The sequence below is a fragment of the Metamycoplasma canadense genome (genome assembly GCF_000828855.1).
Lineage (GTDB): Bacteria > Bacillota_I > Bacilli_A > Mycoplasmatales > Metamycoplasmataceae > Metamycoplasma > Metamycoplasma canadense.
In genome coordinates this window covers 17,906-33,733 of the sequence record NZ_AP014631.1, presented here as the reverse complement: position 1 = coordinate 33,733, position 15,828 = coordinate 17,906, and the positions used below count along the sequence as shown (strand labels likewise).

The window sequence follows — 15,828 nt, the reverse complement described above, 5'->3', positions numbered from 1 at the left end:
TTCTTTTTTTATAATTTATAATTTTAATTATGCCAAAATTAATTACTAAAAATAAATTTGCAAAATCTGATTATGAGATTCATAGCATTTATGAAGCAGGAATTTCATTGCTAGGTTGAGAAGTAAAAAGCTTAAGAGCTCAAAATGTTAAATTGGATAATGCATTTTGTTCAATTAGTAATAAAAATGAAATTTGGCTAAATAATATGCATATTTCACAATATATGCTTGTCAAGGGCGAATTAGATCGATCAAGAAAATTATTAATGCATAGCAAAGAGATATTACGTTTAAAGAATCTAATTGATCGTTTATCACTAATAATTATTCCGATTTCAATTTATTGAGTTAATAATCGAATAAAAGTAGAAATTGCACTAGCTAAAAGATTAAAGAAATACGATAAAAGAGAAAAAATAAAACAAGAAGAAATAAAAAGAAGTCTTAAAACCATTTATTAAATTTGGGGATGTAATGGCTTCGACAGGCATTTAAGTGTTTTTGTGGCAGTGGTCTGGTAAACCTAAAATACTTCTAGGCTTCTTAAATGCAAATTTAGAAGAAAAAAACAAAAAAGATTTCATTATGACAAATGTTATGATGAACAATTTAAATCCAGTTTACGCTTAATTTGAAACTGGTCAAAATCTTATTTTGCCCAATATAAGATTTTTGTTGGTTAGGGCTTTTGATCTAGTGAAATTTAGCTTATTTCTAGATGACATCCGTTAGCTAAAGCTTATTATGTTTTTTGTTAATTTTAAATTAATAAGTTTATTAAAAAATTTAACTAAACTGTAGAAGCAAAACCACAAGAATGTGTGGACCGGGGTTCGATTCCCCGCATCTCCACCAAATGATAAATCACCTATTGATACAAATATTTTGTATCAATTTTATTTTAGAAAATACATGGAATTTTTAAAATAAAAAACATTATTAACTTTATAATAATATATAAGTATTTTAATAATATAAATGGAGGAATTATGGCAGTTAGATTAGTCGTAAATCATCCTGATGGATGAGCGGTTAAAAATCCTAAAGGGCAAAGAGCTTTAAGAGTTTTTAAAACTCAAAAGGAAGCTATGGATTATGCAAAATCTTTAAAAGATACCACTTCAATTAACGTGCAGAGTAGAACTGGCGCATTCAGAAAAGTATAATAATGTTTAAAATATTAGATGGTAAACAAACTAAAGAAAAAATTAAAAATAAAATCCAGAACGAATTAAGCAAATTGGCAGAGAAAAAAATGCCAATTTTAGGTATTTTGCAAGTTGGCGATCTTGAGGAATCAAATATTTATATTAGACACAAATTGAATATGGCTAAAAATTTAGGAATAAAAACTAAATTTATTAAATTACAAAAAAATTCAACTGAAAAAGAAATAAAAAAAGCTATTAAAATTTTAAATATTGAAACAACAGGATTTATTATTCAGCTCCCAGTTCAAACAAATAAAATAAAAAACATTGATAAATTATTAAATAAAATAAAAATTTCTAAAGACATTGATGGATTAACAAAAGCAAATCAAAAAGCTAATTTTCATTTAAAATTCAAATCTTTTTTACCAGCAACAGCACTTGGGATAATTATATTACTTGAAGAATATAATATTGATTATAAAAATCTAAATATCGGTGTTATAGGACAAAGTAAAATAGTCGGAAAACCCTTGTCAATTTTTTTTGAACAAGCTGGAGCAATTGTAAGAAGATATGAAATAAATACTCCTAAAGATGATATTTATTTAAATGATCTATTAATTGTTGCAACCGGATCAAGAGGATGTTTAGATAATATTAAATTAAAAAATAATGTTATTTTAGTGGATGTTGGAATTCATCGACTAGAAAATAATACAATTGTTGGTGACATTAATTTAGATAACATTAAACAAGAAATATCTTTTTTAACTCCAGTTCCCGGTGGTGTTGGACCAATGACAATTATTGGTCTTATATTAAATTTAATTAAGTCATATGACATACAAAATAAAACAAATTTTTATAATAAAATTCTTAATAAGTAAATATTTTAATTAATTTTTAGATTTTTTAAAAGTGTCTTAAAAATTAATTAAAATATTTATTTTTATAATAAAAAAATATAAGTTTTAGTAAAATAATTTAAATATTTTTAAATCAACGTGGAGGATTATGATAATTGGAATAAGTGGAATGATATCAGCTGGTAAAAGTTCACTATCTAAAAAATTAACAAAACACTACAGCAATTCTTTACTTTTAAAAGAATTTGAAGAAAATGATGAAGTTTTTAATACATTTTTAAAATGATTATATGAAAAAAAACCTAATATAACAATAGGATTTCAAAGTTATATAATTGAAAACCACTCTTCAAAATTTAATTTAATTCTTAAGCAATTACTAAAAAAACCTAATAAAAATAGACACTTATTTTTGGATCGATTTTCAATTGAACATTATATTTTTGCAAAACTAATTTTACAAGAAAAAGAACCTAAATATTTAGAAGCATTTGATGCTTTGTTTAATAAATTAATAACAAAAAACGAACTACCAGATTTAGTTATATTTTTAAATATTAATTTTGAAACATTTAAGAAAAGAATCTTTAAAAGAGGGAGGGAAACAGAGATAAAAAATTGAGATCTAAATTTTCAATATTTTAAAAATTTGCACGAAAATTATTATAAAATTTTTAAAGAACTTGCAGATAATTTTCAACTTAATTTTAGAATAATTGATGTTAATAATTTAGATGAAAATCAAGTTTTTGAAAAAGCAATTAAAATAATTGAGGAAGAGGAAGAACAATGACAAAAAAAACAATTGATCCAAGAATAGAAAAAGTTCTTTTTTCTCAAAATGAATTAGAAGCAAAAATTTTTGAATTAAGTAATTGAGTTAATGAAACATACAAAAATTCAAAAAATTTAATAATTGTTGGTTTATTAAAAGGTTGTCTTCCTTTTTATGCTCAATTAATAAAGACAATACACATTGATTTTGTATCTGATTTTATGATAACTAGTTCATATGATGGAACAGATAAATCCTCAGGAAATGTAAAAATTGTTTTAGATTTAGTAAATAATATTGAAGGTTGTGATGTTTTGATTGTTGAAGACATTGTTGATACTGCTAGAACAATGACAAAAGTTGTTTCGATTTTAAAATCAAGAAATCCTAAATCATTAAAAGTTCTTACTCTTTTAAACAAACCGAGTGGAAGAGTTGTTGAATTTGAACCAGATAATTTTGGTTTTTTAATTAATAAAAATGATTTTGTTGTCGGTTTTGGTTTTGATTGAGAAGAAAAAATGCGTCAATTACCCTATATTGGAACAATAAAAAGAAAATAATCCATATAAATGCAGCAAAAAGTTAACATTGCAATGTGTTAACTTTTTTTATTTTTAGCGAAATATTTTAAATATGTTTTTGCATAGTATTGATTGTTATATTAAAATCATTTTTTTATTTTAAGTTATTATTAATATAAGTATATTAGTTTATAATTTTGAGTATGAAAAAGAAAATATTATTAATTACCACCTTATTAAGTTTAAATGTTCCTTTAATGACACTTTCATGTGTTAATGAGCAAAAAATAGATAAAAAAGGTGAAACAAAAAAAGAAATACAAAAAAATGGAGCACCAGAAAATATCATTGTTCCATCTGTTGAATTAATCGAGGGGATGAATTACATTAGACCTACTAAAAGAGATCCTTTAAAAACAATAGAAAAAGGTGAAACAAAAAAAGAAATACAAAAAAATGGAGTACCAGAAAATATCATTGTTCCATCTGTTGAATTAATCGAGGGGATGAAATTACATAAACCTACTAAAAGAGATCCTTTAAAAACAATAGAAAAAGGTAAAATGAATAAACCTTTAAATGAGGATGATCCAAATAAAAAAATAATTGCTCGAAAGGAAAAAGAAGATAATGCAATTATTGATGATGTAGATAATAGTGTTGAAAATAAAATAATGTCCTTAAAAAATGAAATTGGTTATAATTATTTTAATACCAATAAATATCATTTTAATTATTTATTAAATGACAATAATCAACTTGAAGTGTTGCATAATGAACCGTTAGAGTTAAAAATTTATAATAAGGAAAATGAAGTAGTAAAGAATGTTAAATGATATTTACAAAAATATTATCCTTTGGATGAAGTAAAAAAATAAGTGGCGATAGTGTAACATTGACTAATAATACCAATACATCATCTCCAATGAAATTATGGGCGTTAGTTGATAAAGAATTATATGGATTTGATGTAATGGTATATAATCCCAAATCTTCACAAAACATTAAAGAATACAACCAATCATTACAAAGGGTTAAAGAAATAATTACCCAAGGCGGATGATTAAATTTACCACCTGTAGAAAGAGCATTAAAAGCATATGAATGATTAGGTAATAATGTTAGATATCAAGATGGTGAGTTTTTAGGTGATGATCAAACAGCATACAGTGCAATTATTGGTTTAGCAAGTGTATGTACTGGCTATGCTAAGGGCATGAAAATGTTTTTGGATGAATTAAAAATACCTAATCTTTTAATAATAGGAGATGTAGGAAGAGAAAAACATATTTGAAATATGATTGAACTTGAGGGCAAGTGATACCATGTTGATGCCACTTGAGGAGCCAAAACAAGTCTTGATAATAAAGTAAATTACAATTATTTTTTAGTTAATGATTATGATTTACAAAGAAGTAGACAATATATTAAAAAAATACGACCAGAACAAATGGGGCAAAAATACAGAGGATATAAACTACAAAATTTTATCCAAGAAAAAAAAGATGTAAATAAAATATTAGAAAAAATAGTAAGTAGTGATAATGGTAATAAAGTTATTTTTACCACACCTTATTATCGTAATAATTATTTTGAAGAGTTAATTGAAAAAAGTATTGTTGATAAAACAAAAAAACATCATACTTATAAAAAACGTTATTCTAATCGTAATTTTGTTACATATCAGTATTTATTGCCAAGGGTAGAAGATAAACAAAATGTTAATTTAACAATAAAAAAATATCAAGATGAAGAGTCACATTATATTTTACAAATCACTAATCCCGAAAACACTGTTTTCGACGATGAAAATATTTTTATAGAAAATGCCGAAATAAAAAAAGTAGTAAATCAAAACAATTCTACATTAGTTTATTTACATAATTTTAATAAATTAAATCCGAAAATAAAAATAAATATTTATAAAATAGGATATAAATTTATTTATAATCAAGAACACTTTGATTTTGAAATAAAACATCATCCTTTACCTCAAAGTATTTTTAGACCAGAAAATGAGCGTAGCGGTTATCTAACAAATATTGAAAAAGGAATGAAATATAAAATAAATAACAGTGAGTGAATAAATATAAATGATAATAAAGATATTTATTTAGAAAATATTGATACAAAAACATTATATGTTGTAAAGGAAGGAAAAGGCGAATATTTAACTTCTTTAATTCAAAAAATTGATATCAAAAAAATGCCTGATATTAGAACAATTAGAATATATAAAGGTTATGTTACAGGAATAAATCCTTTAATGGAGTATAAAGAAATAAACGAAGATAAATGAAAAGAAGTAACCGAAAATAAAATAAAACTAGGTTCTGGAAAATATTTATTTAGATTTAAAGGTAAAAACAATGTTTTATACTCAGAATCTTATTTGTTAAATATATAAAAAAATAAACTATGTTATAAACAAACTAGAATACATAAAGTTAATAGTTTATTTATATTTTGAAAACCATAGCAAATTTATAATAAACCTCAAAAGTTTTCTAATTTACTTAGCTTAACTTTTGAGGTTTATTATTTTTAATATTAGCCTTCTTTGTTTTAATTTATTACTAAAATATTTTTTGAATTTTTTTTATATATTAAAAAATCAAGAAGTGCTTTGAGGAATTACTATCTCGGAATTATTGTCTGAATTAATTGATATTACTAAATCATAATTTAATTTAAAGTAAACTCTATTTTCTTCAATTCTATCAATTTCTACATTTTTAAAATTAGCAAATAAATAATTAATTTCAAAATTGTCATCCTCATTTCCTGAAAAATTTATAATTACACCATCTTTAATTACTTCTTTAATCGGTTTTCCCAATGCATTTAGTTTTAAATTTGGTAATTCTCGAATTTCTAATTCATTATTTTGAATATCTTTATTGTTTCTTAAAAAAATATGTTCATTATTTGTGGTATTTGTTAATAATGCAATATATTTTTTAGAATCTAAATTTTGATTTTTTAGATAATCATCTTTCATTTTATTTGTAATTGTTTTAAATTTTTCACTTGTGGAATTAAAAATTAATTGAAAATTACTTAAATAATCAGAGGTTATTTTTTTAAGATTATTAATTTCTATTTCTTTTGATTTTGAAATAAAAGTTTTACCTTCATTTTGATATTTTAGGTTAAAACTAAATTTCAATTTTCCTTCAAAATCATCTACTTTTAAACTTTCATCTGAAAATTGAATTATTTTTTCTCCAGTTCCAAAGTAATTTTCATTGTCGTTTTTAATAAAAAAGTATGCGATTTTTTTAGAATCATTAAACGGTTTTAAAAAAGCTGAAGGAAATTTATTAGATAAATTATGAGCAATTGTTGTTATTGAATTATCAATAATATAATCTAAAATTTCTTTTTCTTTTATGTTGTTATTTTTTATTGATTTTCTTAAAAGTTCAATTTTTTGAATAACTTCTTCTTCAGCTTTATTTAAGTCTTTTTTCTTATATGAAATTATTATTGTTAAATTGACATTTTCTTTTTTTTGTTCATTTGAAAATTTAGGTTTATATTCATATTTATAATTAAATGATTGATTTTCTATAAGCTTAGAAATATTTATTTCTTCTCCTGAAGAATTTATAGTAGTAATAATTAAATATTCATTTAAATTTTGATTATTTAAATCTTTAATATTTTTTTTCTCTTTAATTAATTTTTCTTTATTTAAAGAAATAGAAATTAAATCTTTATTAAAAATTTCAACTTTTTTAAAGCCGGATATTGAAGTTTTATTGTTATCAAATTTATTATTTTCAATTTCATAACTAAAAGAAATTGAAATTGTTCCTTTTGTTTCATCATACTCGTCGAATTTTAAATTATAAATTTTAAAATCCTTTTTATTTTCATGTTCTTTTAGCTTATTAATTGCTTCAGTAACTGTCATATTTTTATTAAGTTTTAAAGAACTTACTATATTTTTAAAACCAATAATTTTTAAGCCATTAAGTTCAATTTCATTATTACTTAGAATATTATTTTTTGAACTAAAATTAAAGTTAATTTGTCTTTGCATTTCAGAAGATGAAATATTTTCTTTTGTATTAATTAATTTAAAAGTTAAAATAACATTATTGCTATCTTTCTTATTTATTTTAGTTATTAGTAAAGTAATTTTTGAATCAGAAAAAGAATCATATGTGTAATTATCTATTTTTAAGGCTTGTTCAATAGAATTAATCCCTTCTTTAGGTTTAATATTAACTTTTTCAGCTAATTCATTTAATTGATTTTTTAAATCTTCATTTTTTAATTTTTCTTTCTCATTTTGTTTATTTTGATTCCCTAATTCATTATCTTTAGTTTGATTTGGAACTGGTTTTTGCGATTCATTATGTGTTATTTCATTCGGTGTTTCAATTTTAGGGTTTTTATTTTCACACTTAGAAGAAATAATTGATAATGGCACAATAAAAGATGATAAACTCATAATTTTAAATAAATAATTTTTTATTTTTTTCATATTATAAATTCCTTTTTTAATACTTAAGTTTGCTAATTATCAAGGTAAAAATTATATATTTAAATTATAAAATTTAATTAATTTTTTAAATCTTATTTAAGTATCTTTATAAAAATATTTTGTTTTAAGAAATTATAAATTTAAAATAAAACGATATTTTAAGGTTATTAATCTTTTTAAAATATAAATTAATAAAAATATATAATTATTTTTATGATTGAAATTAAAAAACTTAGTTATAAATACCCAGGTAGTCCAAGATTAGCATTAGACAGTATAGATTTAACAATTGAAGATGGACAATATGTAGCAATTTTAGGTCACAATGGCTCTGGAAAAAGCACATTTTCAAAATTATTAGCAGCAATATATAAAGCATCAGGTGGAAAAATAATTATTGATGGTATTGAAATAAATTCTGAAAATTTAAAAGAAATTAGAAAAAGAATAGGAATTGTTTATCAAAACCCAGATAATCAATTTATTGGTTCAACGGTTGAAGATGATATTGCATTTGGGCTAGAAAATAAAAAAATGAACCATGATCAAATGGAAGAAATTATTAAAAAATATGCCAAAGAAGTTGGAATGATTGATTTTTTAGAAAGAGAACCACAAAATTTATCAGGGGGACAAAAACAAAGAGTTGCTATTGCCTCTACTTTAGCTCTTGATCCTAAAATTATTATTTTTGATGAAATAACATCAATGTTAGATCCAAAAGGTAGAGCTGATATTTATAAAATTATTCATGACTTGCATTCAAAAACAAATAAAACATTAATTTCAATTACGCATGATATGGATGAAGCTTTATTGGCTGATAAATTAATTGTTTTTTCTGGTGGAAAAGTTATTGCTCAAGGAAAACCAATTGAAATATTAAATAATAAAGAAATTATTGAAATTGCAAAAATAGATTCTCCTTTTATTTATAAATTAAGTGAAATGATAAATGGTATTGAACCAACATATGATGAAGATAAACTTTTGGAGGTTTTATGCAAATTAAAGTAAATAATTTAATAAAGGAATATGACAAAAAACTTCCAACATATATAAGAGTTTTAAATGATATTTCACTTAAAATTAATGAATCAGAAGCAATTTCAATTATTGGACCTACTGGTTCAGGTAAAACAACGTTAATTGAGCATTTTAATGCTCTTTTAATCCCTGATTCAGGTTCAATTGATTTTAATAACGTTCCATTATTTAAAAAAATAAAAAAACCAAAAAAACCTAATAAAAAAAGTTTTAATACAATAGAAGAATACAATAATGCTTTAGGCGAATATAAAAAAAAGGTTGAAGAAATAAAAAAAATACCTAAAAAAGATAAATTTGAAATTATTTTTACTGATATAAATATAACTAAAACTAAAAGAAAAATTAAAAACATAAAATCTCTTAGAAAACAAGTTGGTGTTGTTTTTCAATTTGCTGAATATCAACTATTTGAATCAACAATAGAAAAAGACATTATTTTCGGTCCAATCTCAATGGGGATTAAAAAAGATAAAGCAAAACAATTGGCAGCTAAGTATATTGAAATGGTAGGTTTACCACTTGATTATTTAAAAAGAAGTCCGTTTAATTTATCTGGAGGACAAAAAAGAAGAGTTGCACTTGCAGGTATTTTGGCAATGGAACCAAAATTTTTAGTCTTAGACGAACCAACTGCAGGTTTAGATCCTCAAGGTGTTGAAGAGATGTTGCAACTTTTTTATAATCTTTACAAACAAGGAACAACAATAATCATTGTAACTCATGACCTTGATAATGCATTAAGATGAACAAAAAGAACATTATTTGTTAAAGATGGAAAAATCATAAAAGATGGCGATACATATGAAATATTAAGTAACAACGATTTACTTATTGAAAATAGTTTAATACCGACTAAATTATTATCATATGTTGAAAAGTTAAATAAAAATGGATTTAATATTCAAAAAGTAACTAATATTGAAGAGTTAGCAAATGAAATTAATAAACAGATAAAAATAAAAAGAAAATAAGGAGGGTTAATCAATGAATAAAACAATTATAGGTAAATACTTAAACATTAATACACCAATTCATAACCTTGACCCTCGATTAAAATTTTTAGCAAACATTTTATTTATTATTTTATTTTTTGTTTCATCGCATTATATTACTTTAGGTATTTTAATTATTTTTAGTATGGTTTTATATGTAATAGCTACCAAATCAGTAAAATCATTGTTTCAAAAAATAAAATTACCTATTTATATTGCTTTATTCTTACTTATTATTAATATGCTTACTATTAAGGGAGCAATAATGTATTATGATGCTGATAAATATGTTCCTTTACCTTCTGAAATAAATTCAGATGCTTATGTTATTTATCGAGGAAAAATAATTATAAATTTAGTATTCTTTGCGCCTAAAAATGATATTAATTCAACATTTCAATTAACGTTATTTTCAATACATAGAACAATATCGATTATGATAAGAATTTATGGTGTAATTTTAATAACAACTATTTTAACAGTTACAACAAAGTCGGTTTTATTAACAAGAGCAATTAATGATTTGTTGTATCCTTTAAAATTGTTCAAAATTCCAACAGAAATAATTACAATGATAATTTCAATTGCTTTGAGATTCATTCCTACTCTTTTGGATGAATCAAATAGAATAATGAAGGCTCAATCAAGTCGTGGTGTTGATTTTAAAAACGGTAATTTTAAAGATAAAATTAAATCATTTATTGTTTTGATGATACCTCTTTTTGTTTCCTCTTTTAATAAAGCAAATGACTTATCAGATGCTATGACTTCAAGAGGTTATGAACCTTATTCAAAAAGAACGTATTATCGTAAAATTTCACCAAAATGAAAAGATATTTTAGCCTCAATTATTTTATTAGGGCTAACAACTTTAGTAGTTGTATGTTCTATCGACTCAATTAATTTACCATCTTGATGATTAGCAACATTTCAAAAGGTTTAAAAATGAAAGAAGAAATTAATAATTTTAAAATAAAAAAAGAAATTACGGATTTACAAAACAAAATTAAAGAATGAGATAAATATTATTATGATTTAGATAATCCTTTAGTTTCAGATGAAATATACGACGTAGAAATAAATAAATTAAAAAAGCTAGAAACTGAATTTTCTTATTTATTTACAAAAGACGAATTAAATAATTCGCCAACAAATAAAATTAATGCTCACGCTTCAAAAATTTTTACAAAAGTAACTCATGATACTCCTATGCTTTCTTTAAATAAAGCATATAAAATTGAAGAAATTGAAAAATTTATTGAAAATATCAAAAAAATAACAAATAATTTTTCTTTTTTTATCGAACCTAAAATCGATGGTTTGTCAATATCATTGAAGTATAAAAATGGTAAATTAATTCAAGCTGTTACACGTGGAAATGGAAAAATTGGTGAAGATGTTACAAACAATGTTTATCAAATTAAAAACATACCAAAAACTATTTCTTATACTAATGATATAGAAGTTAGAGGGGAAATTTTTCTACCAATTGATGAATTTAAAACATTAAATAAAAAACTAATGTCTGAAAATAAAAATCCAATGGCAAACCCAAGAAATGCTGCTGCAGGTACACTTAGACAATTAGATCCAAATATTGTTAAAGAAAGAAATTTAGCTTCATTTTTGTATTATATCGTTAATCCTGAACAACATAATATTAAAACTATGGAAGAAACATTTTTATTTTTAAAATCGTTAAATTTTAATATTTCAAACTATGCAAAGAAAGCCTTAAATATTGATCAAATAAAATCATATATTTTAAATTTCAAAAATAAAAAACAACATCTTTTATACGAAACTGACGGAATTGTAATTAAATTAAACGAGTTAGAATTTTATGAAAAACTTGGTTATACTTCAAAGTTCCCACATTCAACTATTGCTTTTAAATATGAACCCGATATAGCTTCTACATTGCTAAAAAATATTTTTGTTACTATCGGTAGAACTGGTATTGTTACATATAATGCTTTATTAGAAGAAGTTGAACTTTCTTCGACAAAAGTTAACTATGCAACATTAAATAATTATGAATTTATAAAAAATTTAAATATTAATATTAATGATGAAGTTTTTATAAAAAAATCAGGTGAAATAATCCCTTGTGTAGTAGGCGTAAGCAAAAAAAATAATTTAAATTTTTTTGAACCTATAAAAATATGTCCTTTTTGCCAAAGCCAACTTTATTTTAATGAAAGTGGATTAGAACAATATTGCTTAAATGAAGAATGTAAAGAAATAAAAATAAGAAAACTAATACATTTTACTTCAAAAGATGGCTTGGATATAAAATCTCTTGGTGAAAAAAATATAATTTTTCTTAATAAACTAGGCTATATTAATAGTATTGAAGATATTTTTAATTTAAAGAACCATAAAGATAAATTGGTTAAGCTAGATGGTTTTGGTGAAATTTCAATCAATAAAATTATTAAAGCTATTGAAGATTCAAAAACAAAATCACTTGAAAAATTAATTTTTGCCTTATCAATTCCTTTAATTGGTCAAAAAACAGCAAAGTTTATTGCATCAAAAATAATTAAATTTGAAAATTTATTAACTTACGATTTTTCAATCTTTGAAAATTTTCATGATATAGGATCAAAAATAACCTTAAAATTAGTTGAATGATTTAACGATAATAAAAATAAAAGTCTTATTTCAAATTTAATTTCCTTAGGAGTTAATCCGACTTATAAAAAAAATATTAAAAGCAATATTTTTGATGGCTTGTCATTTGTTATTACAGGAAAATTATCGAAACCAAGATCATTTTTTGAAAAGATTATTTTAGAAAATAATGGACAGGTAATGTCTTCGATTTCATCAAATATAAACTACTTACTAATTGGAGAAAACGCAGGTAGCAAATTACCAAAAGCTAAAAAAATTAACATTAAAATAATTAATGAACAAGAATTCAATGACATGTTAGAAAATTTTTTTAAATAAAACCTTGCTATTTTTTATATAGAAAGGTTTTATTTTTCGCTATTTTTTCTTTAATAAACAAACAAGTGATAAAAATAATTACAAAATTAAAATATGAAATTTAAAGTTAATAAGAAGAAAATTATTTTAACAACTAGTCTATTTTTAATTTCTTCAATAGTTTTAATTTCATCTATTGTTATAAAAAATGAAATATTAAAAAATGAAAGAAATAAAAAATTAAATAAAAAAGAAATTAATTATATTAAAGTAAACGTTGCTGGAGCAATTAAATATCCGGGAGAATATTTTTTAAATGAAGGAGCAAAATATGTTGATTTATTTCGAGAATCTGTTTTGGTAAGCGGTGCTGATTTAAAAAATATAAATAAAAATCAAGAATTAAAAAATAATGAAAAAATTTTTATTCCTTATTTAAAAAATAAAAAACTAAAAATAAAAGATATTAAAAATGAAAAAATCCTTATTAGTTTAGGAATAAAACCAAATATTGCAACTAAAATTTTTGAATATATTAATAAAAAGGAGATAAAAACTTGAAATGAAATTTTAGAAATTCCTGGTGTTGGTGAAAAAACCTACTTAATTTTAGTAAAAAACATCGATATATAGATTTTATTTTTCCTTCTTGTTTAACTTCTTTTTTATTAGTTAGTCTATTTTTAAATATTGATAATTATTTAATTATCGGGTTATTAATTTTAGTTTTTATTTTTAATTTTTTTAACTATAAATTTTGAATTTTATCTTTAATATTTTTTGCTATTATTTTTTTAAGTTTATCTTGCTATTTGATTTATTTTAATTATTATAATTTTTATCATATTGAAAATAATTTTAAATTAGAAAAGAATTATGATAATTTTCTTTTATTTAAATTAAAAAATATCAATTTTATAGTTTGAAAAAATAGTAAATTTAAAAAATTAAATATTAATATTAATTACGAGACTAAATATCAATATTTTTTCTTTTTAAAAGGTATGCTATTAAAAATAAAAAATCCTAAACTATTTAATATAAGCAATAAAATTTTATTTGAACTAAATCTGCAAGAAATTAAATTTTTAAATAAGGAAAGCACATTTAAAATATTTTTCTCAGAAAATAAAATTATAGAAGAGTACATTAACATAATTGTTTTAAATAAATACGAAAAAAACTCATTAATATATAAAAAACTTGTTAATTTAAATATTATTCATTTTTTTACAATTAGCGGATTCCATTTTAATTTAATATATTTAACAATAACTAAATTAATTAAAAAAATAAAAATTAAAATACCTATTGATGATTTTTTTGCATTTTCTTTTTTGATAATATATTTAACGATTTTAGAATTTAAAATTAGTGCTACAAGATCATTAATATTTTTATTACTCATTTTTTTAAACAAAAATATTTTTAATAAAAAAATGAATAATATCAATCTTTTAAGTATAACTGCTGTTTTATTAGCCACATTAAACCCTTTTGCTATATATGATTATTCTTTTATTTTATCTTTCTTAATAACTTTATTTATTTTTATAACAGTATATATTTTTAAAAATAAAAATTTTTATTTTAAATCAATAATGGTTCTTATAATAGCACATTTATTTTCAACATTAATTATTCATACATTTAACGATAAATATAATGTATTTTCTTTTTTTAATCAAGTTTTGTTATTGCCATTAATTTCTTTAAATTATATATTTACATTAATATTTTTTAAATGAAGCATTGTATCAGAAAAATTAATATTATTTTTTGACACTATATTAAATTTATTAAATGAAGCAACATATATTGTTAAATTTGAAATTTCAAATTTTATTTGCATTTATTTTTGCTCAATATTTTTGATTCTAAGAAAATTAAAATTTTATAAATCAATAAAAATAAACCAATAATTTTATTTGTGCAATATATTTTGTAATCTAGATAAAAATAAAATTAAGTTATATTAAACTAACTTTACTTCCATTTTTATTTTAAAAATTTTAAAACCTATTAAATAAATATTATTGTCAAAATAATTAATATTTAGCTTATCAAGCTTACGCTGATGAAGGGTGATAAGGGAGTCAAAATAATTAAAAATATATCCAACAAGAGATTGCTCTTTTAGTGATGGAATACGGACATTAGTATTAATTAAATCATTAATTGAAAATACGAATCTCTGATTGCCTTGACAGCGGAATATCAATTGATTTCTTACGGCAGGAGTGTTTGTAAAGTAATTACTAAAACTAATATCAATTTTTTCGGCACTAGGTCTAAATCTATACAAATGATATGAATACACAGCATTTACAAGTGTTTCAGCAATACACAATGAATGTCCTATATCTTCTTTTGTTTCAGAAGACGGGGTAAAAAATATATCGCCTTTTATAATGTTTTTGGTTTTAATTTGTTCGTTAGAGGCAGTTGTTACCATTAATTTTTTATAATTTTTTTCAGTTATTTTTTGCTTCTTATAAACATCCATGTAATTAAGAAGATACACCTCATTTTCATTAGTTTTATATTTTTTATCAACGCCTGACGCACTTGCAAAACCTATATCACCCAACTTATGTTGTTCTCAATCGTTTGTAAATTATTAATAAATATGATTTAACAATTTTAAATTTCTTACTTGTTTTATTCCAAAATAACCTAAAATAAAAATTGTTTTTAGAATTTTTTTAACTATTAAACTTATATTTTAAAATATAGTTTTTTACTATTTTAGTATTAAATTTTGCCAAATTCAAAAAAAGATAATAAAAATAAAAATAGCTAATTTAGTAAAAAAATAAATAAATCAAGTAACCAGCGTTGCACGTAGATTTCTTTTTAAAAAAGTTAATTACTGTGTGATGTTAACTTTTTTTTGTCCATGTTTAAATAACAAAATGTAGAAAATTTAATTATATTGGCTATTAAAATTTACCAAAATAATATTATTTTTTAACCAAAATTATTAATAATAAAAAAATAAGTTCGAACATTATAAAATTACGAACTTATTTTGT

The 15,828-nt window shown here is 21.8% G+C and carries 15 protein-coding genes and 1 other RNA gene; 14 read left to right on the top strand and 2 right to left on the bottom strand.

Annotated features, from left to right (window positions below; translation table 4 throughout):
- Positions 1–29 precede the first annotated feature (29 nt).
- The 8 genes from smpB to MCAN360_RS04920 all read left to right on the top strand — a co-directional run bounded on the left by smpB (position 30) and on the right by MCAN360_RS04920 (position 5,726).
- A complete protein-coding gene (gene smpB, locus MCAN360_RS04930; protein ID WP_045433153.1) occupies positions 30–461 on the top strand; it encodes an SsrA-binding protein SmpB in 432 nt (143 codons plus the stop codon).
- A gap of 4 nt (positions 462–465) precedes the next feature.
- Positions 466–855, top strand: a transfer-messenger RNA (tmRNA) gene (gene ssrA, locus MCAN360_RS02900).
- 134 nt (positions 856–989) lie between these two features.
- A complete protein-coding gene (locus tag MCAN360_RS04925) occupies positions 990–1,166 on the top strand; it encodes a DUF2188 domain-containing protein (RefSeq protein ID WP_148310070.1) in 177 nt (58 codons plus the stop codon).
- A 2-nt stretch (positions 1,167–1,168) separates the two neighbouring features.
- On the top strand, positions 1,169–2,041 hold the full coding sequence (locus tag MCAN360_RS00140) for a bifunctional 5,10-methylenetetrahydrofolate dehydrogenase/5,10-methenyltetrahydrofolate cyclohydrolase (RefSeq protein ID WP_045433152.1): 873 nt from the start codon (positions 1,169–1,171) through the stop codon (positions 2,039–2,041).
- A 127-nt stretch (positions 2,042–2,168) separates the two neighbouring features.
- Entirely contained in the window at positions 2,169–2,840 is a 672-nt protein-coding gene (locus tag MCAN360_RS00135) for a deoxynucleoside kinase (protein ID WP_045433150.1), read from the top strand.
- On the top strand, positions 2,810–3,358 hold the full coding sequence (hpt, locus tag MCAN360_RS00130; protein WP_045433149.1) for a hypoxanthine phosphoribosyltransferase: 549 nt from the start codon (positions 2,810–2,812) through the stop codon (positions 3,356–3,358). The genes MCAN360_RS00135 and hpt overlap by 31 nt, the downstream gene beginning before the upstream one ends.
- A gap of 164 nt (positions 3,359–3,522) precedes the next feature.
- A complete protein-coding gene (locus MCAN360_RS00125) occupies positions 3,523–4,197 on the top strand; it encodes a hypothetical protein (protein WP_045433148.1) in 675 nt (224 codons plus the stop codon).
- On the top strand, positions 4,152–5,726 hold the full coding sequence (locus MCAN360_RS04920; RefSeq protein WP_045433146.1) for a transglutaminase domain-containing protein: 1,575 nt from the start codon (positions 4,152–4,154) through the stop codon (positions 5,724–5,726). Before MCAN360_RS00125 ends, MCAN360_RS04920 begins: the two co-directional genes overlap by 46 nt.
- A gap of 192 nt (positions 5,727–5,918) precedes the next feature.
- Here MCAN360_RS04920 and MCAN360_RS00115 read toward each other — a convergent pair whose 3' ends face one another.
- Positions 5,919–7,814 (bottom strand): hypothetical protein, encoded by a 1,896-nt coding sequence (locus MCAN360_RS00115; RefSeq protein ID WP_045433145.1) that lies wholly within the window; start codon positions 7,812–7,814, stop codon positions 5,919–5,921.
- Between the two features lie 213 nt (positions 7,815–8,027).
- On the opposite strand from MCAN360_RS00115, the gene MCAN360_RS00110 reads away from it, so the two are divergent.
- The 6 genes from MCAN360_RS00110 to MCAN360_RS00085 all read left to right on the top strand — a co-directional run bounded on the left by MCAN360_RS00110 (position 8,028) and on the right by MCAN360_RS00085 (position 14,715).
- Positions 8,028–8,831 carry an energy-coupling factor transporter ATPase gene (locus tag MCAN360_RS00110; RefSeq protein ID WP_045433144.1) on the top strand — a complete coding sequence of 268 codons (804 nt, stop codon included), beginning with the start codon at positions 8,028–8,030 and terminating at the stop codon, positions 8,829–8,831.
- Entirely contained in the window at positions 8,816–9,835 is a 1,020-nt protein-coding gene (locus MCAN360_RS00105) for an ATP-binding cassette domain-containing protein (RefSeq protein ID WP_045433143.1), read from the top strand. The genes MCAN360_RS00110 and MCAN360_RS00105 overlap by 16 nt, the downstream gene beginning before the upstream one ends.
- Before the next feature lie 13 nt (positions 9,836–9,848).
- The gene (locus tag MCAN360_RS00100) at positions 9,849–10,799 is read left to right on the top strand and encodes an energy-coupling factor transporter transmembrane component T family protein (RefSeq protein WP_045433142.1); all 951 of its coding nucleotides are present in this window, start codon (positions 9,849–9,851) and stop codon (positions 10,797–10,799) included.
- 2 nt (positions 10,800–10,801) lie between these two features.
- A complete protein-coding gene (gene ligA / locus MCAN360_RS00095; protein WP_045433141.1) occupies positions 10,802–12,814 on the top strand; it encodes an NAD-dependent DNA ligase LigA in 2,013 nt (670 codons plus the stop codon).
- 93 nt (positions 12,815–12,907) lie between these two features.
- Entirely contained in the window at positions 12,908–13,426 is a 519-nt protein-coding gene (locus tag MCAN360_RS00090; protein ID WP_045433140.1) for an MAG0490 family ComEA-like DNA-binding protein, read from the top strand.
- Entirely contained in the window at positions 13,351–14,715 is a 1,365-nt protein-coding gene (locus MCAN360_RS00085) for an MAG0480 family ComEC-like protein (RefSeq protein ID WP_045433139.1), read from the top strand. Before MCAN360_RS00090 ends, MCAN360_RS00085 begins: the two co-directional genes overlap by 76 nt.
- 53 nt (positions 14,716–14,768) lie before the next feature.
- Here the strand turns inward: MCAN360_RS00085 and MCAN360_RS00080 are convergent, their stop codons facing one another.
- Entirely contained in the window at positions 14,769–15,383 is a 615-nt protein-coding gene (locus MCAN360_RS00080) for a restriction endonuclease subunit S (RefSeq protein WP_052461455.1), read from the bottom strand.
- Between the last annotated feature and the right edge of the window lie 445 nt (positions 15,384–15,828).